Consider the following 12,090-nt stretch of genomic DNA (forward strand, 5'->3'; position numbering starts at 1 on the left):
AGGACATCGGATGGCCGCCGCTAAGGATGGACGCATGACTGCAAGGGCATGGCGATGGCGCAAGATTGGGGCGATGCGACGCGGGTGACACGTCAGGCAGACCCTCTTTTTTGTATCGCCGTGCCCGTGGTGCTGCAGGCGCTCGTTTGCAATTGCCCGCCTGGGAACACTCACGGTAAATTGCAATATAAATAAGAACATTTGTGCAAATAGTTTTGCGGCGCTATAATGGGCGTTTCCGCTGGCGACTGTTTTTCGGTTGCCGTGACTCCAGTGGGGCCAAGCGCAGCTTTCGCCCCATCCGCAGCCTCTCGTCACACGAGCGTGTGGCCCGGATCCGCGCAGCCCAGGCAGCCGATCCATGCAGGCATCACCCATCCGCAGTGCGCGGAAAACAATTCGGATACGCGGCGCAACGCGCCTGGCCCCTCGCATTGCCGAGGCCAGCCGGCCTGCCGCGGGCAGCAGGCGATGCCCAGCAGGCGATGCCTGCTGCTCGCTCGCCGCCGATCCCTCGAACAGGAAATCGTCATGAACCGACATTTCGGAAGCAATCCCCAATGCCTTGCCACGCCACGCGCAAACGCCGCCAACAGCCGCAGGATTGCGATGAGCGCGAGCGCAAGCCTGTGCGCGGTCGCGATGGGCATCGCTTTCCTCGCGCCCGGCGCCGCCAGCGCGCAGGAAGAAAGCGCGTCGCCGCTGACCATCGGCGGCGCGGTCCGCTTCAACTATGTGCACAAGAGCTGGCAGGACGAGTACCGCAGCGGCTTCTTCGGCCTGGACACCGCGCGCGTGGACGTCAAGTATGACGACGGCACGCTCATCGGCTCGGGCCAGTACCGCTACAACAACTATCCGGACGGCCAGGGCGGCTACTGGCAGCATTTCCTGCAGCATGCGTGGGTCGGCCGGCGTTTCGACGACCGCAGCGAATTGCACGTCGGCCTGGACCAGCTGCGCTTCGGCCTGCAGCCGTTCGCATCGAATAACTTCTATGAATCGATCGCCTTCTACGCCGGCCTCGAAGACAACTACTCGCTGGGCCTGACCTACCTGAGCCGTCCCGGCCCCGTCGAATGGCAGCTCGGCTTCTATCCGCGCGACGGCGGCTCGTATGGCGGTGGCAGCAATACGGCCGGCAAGTCGAACCGCTACTCCTACGATATCGTGCCCGACGACGACGAGCAGGGCTACGGCACCGGCCAGACCGACAGCGAGCGCAATACCGTGGTCGGCCGCCTGGCCTGGCATGTCGGCGCGGACCAGAACCACGAGTTCGGCATCTCCGGCCTGACCGGCGAGATCGACAACGGCCGTGGTACCGATACCCGGCGCAATGCCGCCGCGGTGCACTACCGCGGCAGCCATGGCCGGTTGGGCGTGATGCTGCAGGCGACGCGCTACCGCTACCACACCGCGCACGGTCCCGAGCAGACCTATGGCGGACTGGATCCCAACAGCTTCTTCATGGTCGGCGGGTTCGGCTACCCCTATCCGGTGGCGTCGCGCGGCGACATCTACGTTGCCACCATCAGCTACGACCTGCCCGGCAGGCTCGGGCCGTTCACCGATTTCAAGCTCTATAACGACTACAGCGTCCTGCGCAAGCGGAAGACCGCCTACCGCGATTCCGTGCAAAACGTCACCGGCATGAGCTTCTCGTCAGGCAAGTGGTCGTTCTACGCCGACCTGATGATCGGCAAGCACCATCCCTACCTGTCGCCCGACCTGGGCGGGCTGGCGTCGACCTCGACCGAGCACCAGGGTTTTACCCGCCGCATCAATCTGCAGGCTGGCTATTATTTCTGAGTCAGCAGGACTGAAGAAAAGCGGGATTGATACCGAAACAAGTATCGACCCCGTCAAACTCTTGATCGGAACACGATCGTAGAAGGCTCCATCATGCGAGGCTGGGCCATCGCCGAGCGCCTCGCCGATGCCCCAGGCGGTGCAGCTGCCCTACCTGATCGTGGCGGGCGTGCCGGCTTCACGCTCGGCATCAGGGGGCTGGGGCCGCCGACCGGGGAGGGCGCGGGCCTGTTGATCATGGCGATCGCCGGCGGGGCCCTGGTCATCGCCAGGGCTGGCTGGCCGACACGGTCGGGCTGCAACTGTCCTTCCTGCTGACGGCGGCGTGCGAGCTGTACGTGCTGTTCTATGCCGTGTGGGGAGCGCGTACCGCCAACCACGCCTGAAGCGACGCGAGGGCCCACATTGCCGCGCAGGCATGCTATATTGATTTGGCAACGTTTCCACTTCGAGGAGACGTGATAATAAAAGGAGACCAAAGACAATGTACAAACCTGCCCTGATGCTCCGCGGCGCCATCCTGGCGGCGCTGCTCGGCGCGAGCGTCCCGCCATCGATGGCGGCCGAAAATGCCGGCGCCGTCCAGGCCTGGCTGACGACCGGCGACCAGGCCAAACTGATGGCGCGCGGCCCCGACGCCCGCTTCGGCCGCGCCAAGCCGGCCGCGCTCGTCATCGACATCGATCCCGCCACCCGCTTCCAGGAAATGCAGGGCTTCGGTGCCTCGATCACCGACGCCTCGGCCTACCTGATCCAGCAGCGCATGAACCCGGCGCAGCGCGAAGGCCTGCTGCGCGAGCTGTTCGGCCGCAATCCCGGCCTCGGCATGTCCTTCACGCGCCTGACCATCGGCGCATCCGATTTTTCGCAGAGCCACTACAGCTTCAACGACATGCCGCGCGGCGAGAGCGATCCTGGCCTGACCCGCTTTTCCATCGAGCCGCACCGCGCCAGCGTGCTGCCGACCATCCAGCGCGCGCTGGCGATCAATCCGCAGCTGAAGGTGATGGCTTCGCCCTGGAGCGCGCCGGGCTGGATGAAGACCAGCGACAGCCTGGTCAAGGGCTCGCTCAAGCCCGAGGCCTATGACGCCTTCGCCCGCTACCTGGGCCGCTACGTGGGCGCAATGGAGAAAGAGGGCGTGCCGCTGTTCGCGCTCACGCTGCAGAACGAGCCGCACTTCGAGCCCGAAGACTACCCGGGCATGCGCGTCGATCCGGCCAGCCGCGCCGCCTTCATCGGCGGCCATCTCGGCCCCTTGCTGGCGCGCGAACACCCCGGCACCACGGTCATCGACTGGGACCACAACTGGGATGAACCCGACTCGCCCGCGACCGTGCTCAAGGACCCGGTAGCCGCCAACTACGTGAGCGGCGTGGCGTGGCACTGCTATGCGGGCAATGTGGCGGTGCAGGCCCAGGTGCATGCGCAGTTCCCCGACAAGGACACCTGGTTCACCGAATGCTCGGGCGGGCGCTGGTCGCCGGACTGGGCCAAGAACCTGATGTTCTTCACCAAGACCCTGATCATCGATTCCACGCGCGGCTGGGCGCGCGGCGTCCTGCTGTGGAACATGGCGCTCGACGAAAACGATGGTCCGCACCTGGGCGGCTGCAAGGATTGCCGCGGCGTCGTGACGATCGACTCGCGCAGCGGCGAGGTCACGCGTAACGTCGAATACTACGCCCTGGCCCATGCCAGCCGCTTCGTCATGCCTGGCGCCCGGCGCATCCAGTCGAGCGAAGGGGTAGGGGAGCTGTCCAACGTCGCCTTCCGCAACAGCGACGGCTCGCTGGCGCTGGTCGTGGCCAACGGCGCGCAGAAGGAGCAGACGTTCTCGGTGCGCATCGCAGGGCAGAGCTTCCGCTACACCTTGCCAGGCCTGAGCGTCGCCACGTTCGCCTGGGGCAGTCAACAATAATACGACAGGCGTTGCGATTATATTGACAACGAATTAGTCGCGGCGCAATAATGTCCCAAGTAATTTGGCAACGTTTCCAAATTTTTTTGATTGGATTTGGCAACGTTTCCAGTTTGTGATGTGCGGCGGGCTGGGGAGGGGCAGGATAGCCAGCCGCACAGGGTATCAAGCGCAGCAAGCAGGGAAACTCCGCCAACCAGCGCAGCGATTTGGCAACGTTTCCAAATGCGATGTTCAATTATAAAAAACTCAGGAGACAGGTATGACTCGTTTTGGCAACGTAGCAGGCGCCGCTTCGGCCGGCCGCCATGCGCTTTCCCTCACTCCCATCGCGGCCGCCTGCGCGCTGTGCCTGTGGAGCGCATCGGTCCAGGCCCAGGTGCAGTCCGAGCCCGTGGCACAGGACAGCGCGCCGGCCCAGGTGAAGGTGACCGGCATCCGCGGCAGTATCGAAAGCTCGATCGCGATCAAGAAGGAATCCGACTCGATCGTGGAATCGATCACCGCCGAGGACATCGGCAAGCTGCCCGACCAGTCGATCGCGGAATCGATCGCGCGCCTGCCGGGCCTCTCGGCCCAGCGCGTGGCCGGCCGCGCCCAGGTGATCTCGCTGCGCGGCCTGGCGCCCGACTTTGGCGTGACCCTGCTCAACGGCCGTGAACAGACCAGCACCAGCAACGACCGCAGCGCCGAATTCGACCAGTATCCGTCGGAGCTGCTCAGCGGCGTGGTGGTCTACAAGACCCCGGACGCGAATATGACCGCGTCCGGCCTGTCCGGCACCATCGACCTGCGCACCGTGCGTCCGCTGGACCGCAAGGGCCGCACCATCGCCGTCAATGTACGCGGCGAGCACAATAGCAATGGCGAACTCAATAGCGGCTCGTCGACCAGGGGCAAGCGCGTGTCGGTGTCGTACATCGACCAGTACCTGAACAATACCCTGGGCCTGGCCATCGGCTATGCCCATCTCGATACGCCCGGCCAGCAGAAGGAATACAAGTCCTGGTGGTGGGGCAATAACAACAACCTGCCGGCGGGGAACGAAGACGTGATCGCGCTGAAGGGCGCCGAAGTCACCTCGACCTCGCGCAAGCAGGTGCGCGACGGCCTGATGGCGGTACTCGACTGGAAGCCGAACCGCGACCTGCGTTCTACCCTCGACCTGTACTACTCGGAGTTCGACCAGGAAGAAACCATGCGCGGCATGATGTGGAACTCGGCCGACACGGTCAGCTACCGCAACCCGCGGATCGAGACCATCGGCGGCGGACGCATGCTGACCGGCGGCACCCTGGTCGGCATGGAGCCGATCGTGCGCAACGACTACAACGAGCGCCGCGACGAAATGGGCGCGGTCGGCTGGAATACGAAGCTGCGGGTCAACGACCGCTGGTCGGTCGACGGCGACCTGTCGTACTCCACCGCCAAGCGCTTCGAGACCACCTCCGAGACCTATGCCGGCCTGGGACCGGCCGGTTCCGGCGCCACCGACGACGATTTCGGCTTCAGCATCCCGGTCGGCGCCGGCTTGCCGCAGTTCGCGCCGAGCAAGAACTTCGCCGATCCCAACCTGATCCGCCTGACCGACGTCGGCGGCTGGGGCCACGACGCCACCATGCACCATCCGCGCGTCGAAGACCGCCTCGGTGCGGCCAAGCTGAACGTGCGCCGGGAGCTCGATGGCTGGTTCAGCAACCTGCAGGCGGGCCTGAGCTATTCGAAGCGCGAGAAGTCGCACGAAGACGTCTCGCAGACCTACTGGCTGAAGAACGACCGCGCCCTGACCGCGGTCCCGGCCGACATCATCGGGCCGACCACCTCGCTGTCCTGGGCCGGCATCCCGGGCGTGCTGTCGTTCGACCCGCGCGCGGCGATCGACCGGCTCTACGACAAGCGCCCGGTCGACACCGATGTCGCCCAGCAGGACTGGGAAGTGAGCGAAAAGCAGGCCATCGGCTACCTGCGCCTGGCCATCGACACCGACCTCGGCACGGTGCCGCTGCGCGGCAACCTCGGCGTGCAGTACGTCCACGTCAACCAGGAGGGCATGGGCAAGGCGGTGAACGGCAGCCTGGTCACGTCGCTGCGCGACGAGCACTCGTACAAGGACGTGCTGCCGAGCCTGAACCTGAACTTCGACTTCGGGCACTACCTGCGCGACACCTACCTGCGCATGGGCATGGCCAAGACCGTCGCGCGGCCGCGCATGTCGGACATGCGCGCCGGCATAGCGGCCGGCGTCGACGCGACCACCCGCATGTGGAACGGCAACGGCGGCAATCCCAAGCTGGAACCGTGGCGCGCCAACTCCTTCGACCTCTCGCTCGAACACTATATGGGCAAGGGCAGCTATGTGTCGGCCGCCTACTTCATCAAGGACCTCAAGAGCTATATCTACAACCAGCAGCGCCCGTTCGACTTCAGCGCGTTCCCGAATTCCAGCGCCGTGATCCCGATCTCGAATATCGGCACCATCAACCAGCCGAGCAACGGCCAGGGCGGCTTCGTGCGCGGCATCGAGTTGAGCGGATCGCTGCAGTTCGGCTCCCTGTGGCAGCCGCTGGATGGTTTCGGCGTGCAGGCCAGCGTGTCGGGCACCGAGAGCTCGGTCAGCCCGAACGGGCCGGGCACCACCGAGAAGCTGCCGGGCCTGTCCGGCGTGGTGCGCAACATCACGCTGTTCTACGAGAAGCACGGCTTCTCGGCGCGCGTGGCCCAGCGCTACCGCTCGGCCTTCCGCGGCGAAGTCACGGGCCTGTTCGCCCAGCGCGCGTTCAGCGAGATCCTGGCCGAGGACCAGGTCGACATCCAGCTGGGCTATGAATTCCAGGACGGCCCATTGAAGAACCTGGGCCTGCTGCTGCAGGTGAATAACCTCGGCAACGAGCCTTACCAGACCAGGCAGGGCAGCCCGTTTGCCAGCGGTGCCTATGCGCCCGAGCGCTACACGACCTATGGACGGCAAGTCCTGTTCGGCGTGAACTACAAACTGTGAGAGGAGACCGGATGACGACGAGACGACATGCGATGCGCGTGGTGTGTGGAGTGGCGCTGACGATGATGGGGGCGGGGGCGATGGCGGCACCGGCGGCGCCGGCCGCGGGCAGCCCGTGGCAGGTAGTGACCACGGCGCAGGGCGGTGCGCAGCGCTTCGCGCTGCAGGCGCTTGGCGCGCCGCAGCCGGCCGGGCAGCCGCTGGAGACCGAGACCGCGGTCTTCGTCGACACCCGCCAGCGCTACCAGGAGGTGTTCGGCTTCGGCGGCGCCATCACCGACGCCGTGGCCGAGGTCTATGACCGGCTCACGCCGGCCGCGCAGAAAACCTTCCTGAAGGCGTATTTCGACCCGCGCGAAGGCCTGGGCTACAACGTGCTGCGCACCACGATCCACAGCTCGGACTTCAGCAGCGCCAGCTACACCTATGTCAAGGATGGCGACCGCTCGCTGGGCTCGTTCAGCATCGAGCACGACATGCGCCACCGCATCCCGCTGCTGCGCCAGTCGCTGGCCGCCGCGGGCGCGCATGGCACCGACATGCGCGTGTTCGCCAGCCCCTGGAGCGCGCCGGCGTGGATGAAGTCCAATAACAGCATGCTCAAGGGCGGCAAGCTGCTGCCGGAAAACCGCGACCTGTGGGCCAGCTACATCGTCAAGTTCGTGCAGGCCTACGAGAAGGCGGGCATCCCGCTGTGGGGGCTGTCGGTGCAGAATGAACCTATGGCGACCCAGACCTGGGAATCGATGCTCTACACGGCCGAGGAAGAGACGCGCTTCCTGGGAGACCACCTGGGGCCGGCGCTGGCCAAGGCCGGCATGGGCGACAAGAAGATCATCGTCTGGGACCACAACCGCGACCTGCTGCCGCAGCGCGCCGCCCACATCATGTCGGATGCGAAGGCGCGGCCCTACGTCTGGGGCATCGGTTTCCACTGGTACGAGACCTGGGCCAAGGGCCAGCCGATGCACCGCAACGTCGCCGCCGTGCACGCGGCCTACCCGGACGTGAAGCTCCTGATGACCGAGGCGACGGTCGAGAAATTCGATCCGGCGCGCCTGCAGGACTGGGCCAACGGCGAGCGCTACGGCAGCGAGATCATGGCCGACCTGAACGCCGGCGCGTCCGGCTGGATCGACTGGAACATGCTGCTCGACAGCCAGGGCGGGCCGAACCACGTCGGCAACTTCTGCTTCGCGCTGCTGCATGCGAGCGACGACGGGCAGCTGATCTACACGCCGAGCTATGCGTATATGGGCCACTTTACCCGCTACATCAAGCCGGGCGCGCGGCGCGTGGGCGCCACCACCAGCCGCAGCACGCTCGATACGGTGGCCTTCCGCAACGGGGACGGCAAGCTGGCGGTGGTGGTGATGAACCGCCTCGACGCGGCCCAGCGCTATCGCCTGATGATCGACGGCGTCGAGACCGCGGTCGACATTCCGGCCCGCGCGATCCAGACCGTGCTGTTGTAGACTGCTCATCAAGCAGCTCAGCAACGGCATCGGGAGGGATGTGGCGACAATCAAGGAGGTGGCCCGCATGGCCGGGGTGGGGACCGGGACCGTGTCGCGCGTGGTGCGCGGCAAGGGCTCGGTCTCGGCCGACAAGCTGGAACGGGTCAGGCAGGCCATCGAGACGCTGGGCTATCGGCCCTCGCATACGGCGCGCTCGCTGCTGTATGGCCGCTCGCGCATGATCGGGGTCTATATCCCGATGCTGGCGGGGACCTTCTATACCGCCATCCTGCAGATCATCGATACCGAGCTGCGCGCCGCCGGGCTGCACATGATGATGGGTTTCGGTACCGGCACCAGCAGCGGCGCCGGCACCGGCCGGGCCAGGCAGGACGCCGTCGAGGGCGTCAACCTGCTGTTCGCGCGCGGCTGCGACGGCGTGATCGTGCTCACCAGTGCCCTGCAAGAGGAAGACCTGGCGCTGTTCGGCGCGCACGGCAAGCGGCTGGTCGCGCTGAACCATGCCTTGGGCAGCATCCCGGAGCAGTGCTTCACGGTGGACCATGTGCTGGGCGGCCGGCTGGCGGCGCGCGCGCTGCTCGACCATGGGCACCGCGAGATCGCGGTACTCGGCGGGCCGACGGCGGTGCAGGACAACGTCGACCGGATCGGCGGCTTCCTGCGCGAGCTCGAAGGCGCCGGCATCGACACCGGCGCCATGTGGGTCAGCGAACACGATTTCTCTTCCAGCGCGGGATGGGCCGGGGCGCAGGCCCTGCTGGCCTCCGGCACCCGCTTCAGCGCGCTGTTCTGCGCCAACGACGAAATGGCGCTCGGCGCGATTTCGTGCTTCTACGAAGCGGGCATCCACGTCCCGCGCGACGTGTCGGTGGTCGGCTACGACGACACGCCGAGCGCCGCCTACGCCGCGCCGCCGCTGTCCTCGGTGCGCATCCCGTGGCGCGAGATGACGGCCAGCGGCGTGGCCCAGCTGCTCAACCTGTGCGACGGCGGCAGCCGCCAGGTGGTCCGCAGCTTCGAGGTCAGCCTGGCGCTGCGGGCCTCGGTCGGGCGGGTCAGGCCGAAAGGGCGTCGAGGCGCGAAACAATCGCCTGGAAGTCCTCCATCGATCCGCTCCGGCGGTTCTGCCGCCGCATGAATTCACGCCATCCATCGTAATCGGCAAGCAGCGCGCGCGCGGTCTCCAGCGGCGTCTTGCCGGCGTGGTTCCTGGTGTCCAGCCGGCAGGGAAACGCATCGGCAATGAGCGAGACCGCCTTCAGGTTCCCGAACCGGACCGCGGTATGCAGCGCCGTCTGTCCTTCGTCGACGGTCACCTTGCTGACGTCGGGATTCCGGTCGAGGACGATGCCCACGCATCGAACCGAGCCGCCGGTGACCGCGGCGTGCAAGGCAGTCCTGCCCAGATAGTCCTGTGCATCGATGTCTGACCGGCTGGCAAGCAGCGCAGCCAGTCCGGCGTCGCCGTCGTCGGCGGCAATCATGAGCGGCGTCTGCTGCTTGAAATCGACAGCCTTCGCCTGCTCCGGCCAGAGTTCCACCAGCACACCGATCGCTCGTCGCATGGCTGTTCCAGGCGCCGCGCGGGCCGGCCGCAGGGCGCCGAGCGAGACCGGCCGGCGCACGATGCGCTCCATATTCGACAGCAGTTTCATCCACAGCAGCAGGAGATTGTCCTTGCGGACGTCTTTCATCCCGAGGTTACGCAACTGCTTCTCGTGCTGCAGCAGCCAGGACCCGAGCCGATGCATGTCGGCGCCCTGGATGAGCGCCACGGACTCGGCAAGCAGGTCCTTCAGCACCGTTGTCGCCTGGCCGGTCCTGGCCTCGGTGCCTTCGTAGGGTTGGTACAGCTGCGCCCAGAAGAAATCGTCGCAACCGACGGCCATGTCCTCGAACGAGGGGCGCGCGTCGGTCATCCAGGTCGGTGGAACGAGATGGCGATACCAGAAGTCCTGGGTCTTGCGGACCCAGCCCCGCATTGCCACCTCGGTCGCCAGGCCCTCTTTTGCGATCTCTTCCCGCAGCGGCCCATGGTTGTGCGAGAGACAAGCTTGCAGGGCCTCGCGCAAGTCGTTGGCTGCGCCTTCGAAGTCGTTCAGCGCAAGACGGTGCCTCGCCCGGAAGCGCAGGAACGGCGCCCTGAACGGCCCTTGCGTATCGGTGACGCCGAGTTCGCGCAGCAGGCTGTCGATACGGGCTTGCGCGTCCTCGCTCCGTGCGGGAACCGGGCCGTCGGCCAGCAGGGCCAGTTCGGCCACCTGGGCTCCCGCACGCTGGGTGGGTGATCCGGCCAGTGCATGCATGCGCGCGGCGGCCAGCAGGCGCGCGTGCGCCGACAGGGCGCCATCCACCGCGATCTGGCTGACGACCAGATAACTGCGTTCGGCATCCAGCGCCTGCCCGAGCGCGGGAGGCGGGAGCGAGGCGGCCAAACGGAGCCGGTCGATGCGCGCATTCTCGTCGGCCTCGGCCTCGAGCATCCGGATCCGCGCCAGCACCGTGGCCGAAGCCTGGTCCTCGTCGCCGAACGGAACCAGGTCGGGCAGGGATTCATCGGCGCCAAGCGCCATGAATCGTCGTGTCAGGCGTGCTCCCAGCATCCGATAACCGAACCCCCTGGCCGACGGCATGATGGAAAGCAGCAGGTCGGCGCGGTCCCATGGAGCGATCTTCGATTCGAACCAGGCGTCCCGCTCTTCGTCGGTTTCTCCCTGCCCGAACGACTGGATCGTGAGGTTGTACACGGTCTGGAAGAGTGCGAGCAGCGGCAACACCCGGTTTTGCGACGGTTCCGCGCATCCTGGCGCCATGCCCGGGCCGCACAGCGCTGCCTGCAGGCGGCGGTAGGCGTCCTGCGACATCCGGGCCACGCGCAGCCGTTGGCGTACCGACCGCATCGACGGCGCCGCGTAGCGGATGGCGAGGGCCAGGACGAAGGCGTGGTTGTCTTCGGCCGGTGCGCCGCCCTCCAGGATCGCCTGCAAGCGGGTGGCCCGGATTGGTATCTCGTGTTCGAGCAGTTCCGGCGTCAGGCCCTTGCGACGCACGAATGCGATGGCGGCGCCAAGCTGTTCTTCGTCTTTGGGGGGCAGGTCGAAGCTGCCCAGGAAATCCAGCGCCGCGTCGTCGTGAAACAGTTCATCGATGACCTTTGCGCTCTGCGGGAGCCGTCCCTCCAGCCGCCAGCCCTGCAGCGTGCGCAGCGCGTGCATGTTCTTGCGCGCCGCCTGCTCGCGCTGGAGCGCACCGGCGACGTGTTCGAGCGATTGGTCTCCCAGCAGGTCAAGCAGCCATGCGAGTACACCTTCCATCGGTAGCCGCACCGTTTCCCCGGATGGATTCCAGTCCGGGAGAAACCAGAACGCGCCGCCAGGCATCCCGGCATCGAAGGGGACGCCCCTGCGGGCGCCTGCGAGGCTCCAGAACGCCAGGCGGCGCGCCAATCCCGGCACCCAGGCATAAGCCAGCAAATGCCACAGTACCTGGCGCTGGCTGGCCCCATGGGTCCAGGTGTGCGCAGCGGTGGCGACGTCGAACGTGCACCATTCGCGGAGATTGCTCCATGCGTCTTTACGGGCCTGTTCATCCATTTCCAGCGCCGAGAAGATGTTCTCGACCAGCTCTTCCAGGAACGCTTTCTGGCGCGGCAGCGGAAAGCCCAGCTCGGTGAACTGGTCGATATGTTTCGTGGGCGGGCGATCGAGTCCAAGACTCTGGAGCGCCTCGATGAGCATCTGTTCGGGAGAAGGAATGCGGGCCATAGCGGTAACAGGTTGAAATTGAAGAGGGCCGCAGTATCCGGCGAACGGGGACGACGGTCGATGAAAGACCGCGTACCCCTGTATTCGGGGCGGCGACGGCCGTGCCCGGGGTACGCG

At 66.2% G+C, this 12,090-nt stretch carries 6 protein-coding genes; 5 read left to right on the top strand and 1 reads right to left on the bottom strand.

Features of this window, described 5'->3' with window-relative positions:
* The first annotated feature begins 609 nt into the window (after positions 1-609).
* From E8M83_RS12785 to E8M83_RS12810, 5 genes are all read left to right on the top strand, one after another.
* Positions 610-1,812: a hypothetical protein gene (locus E8M83_RS12785; protein WP_229491507.1), complete on the top strand. Its 1,203-nt coding sequence runs from the start codon at positions 610-612 to the stop codon at positions 1,810-1,812.
* Positions 1,813-2,296: 484 nt separating this feature from the next.
* Entirely contained in the window at positions 2,297-3,733 is a 1,437-nt protein-coding gene (locus E8M83_RS12795) for a glycoside hydrolase family 30 beta sandwich domain-containing protein (protein WP_137173735.1), read from the top strand.
* A gap of 262 nt (positions 3,734-3,995) precedes the next feature.
* The gene (locus E8M83_RS12800; protein ID WP_137173736.1) at positions 3,996-6,731 is read left to right on the top strand and encodes a TonB-dependent receptor; all 2,736 of its coding nucleotides are present in this window, start codon (positions 3,996-3,998) and stop codon (positions 6,729-6,731) included.
* 11 nt (positions 6,732-6,742) lie between these two features.
* Positions 6,743-8,206, top strand: a complete 1,464-nt coding sequence (locus tag E8M83_RS12805; protein ID WP_137173737.1) for a glycoside hydrolase family 30 beta sandwich domain-containing protein — start codon at positions 6,743-6,745, stop codon at positions 8,204-8,206.
* A 40-nt stretch (positions 8,207-8,246) separates the two neighbouring features.
* Positions 8,247-9,347: a LacI family DNA-binding transcriptional regulator gene (locus E8M83_RS12810; protein WP_137173738.1), complete on the top strand. Its 1,101-nt coding sequence runs from the start codon at positions 8,247-8,249 to the stop codon at positions 9,345-9,347.
* Here E8M83_RS12810 and E8M83_RS12815 read toward each other — a convergent pair.
* On the bottom strand, positions 9,265-11,973 hold the full coding sequence (locus tag E8M83_RS12815; protein WP_137173739.1) for an ankyrin repeat domain-containing protein: 2,709 nt from the start codon (positions 11,971-11,973) through the stop codon (positions 9,265-9,267). The genes E8M83_RS12810 and E8M83_RS12815 overlap by 83 nt on opposite strands.
* Positions 11,974-12,090 lie beyond the last annotated feature (117 nt).

The sequence above is a fragment of the Massilia sp. HP4 genome (genome assembly GCF_005222695.1).
Classification (GTDB): Bacteria; Pseudomonadota; Gammaproteobacteria; order Burkholderiales; family Burkholderiaceae_D; genus Telluria.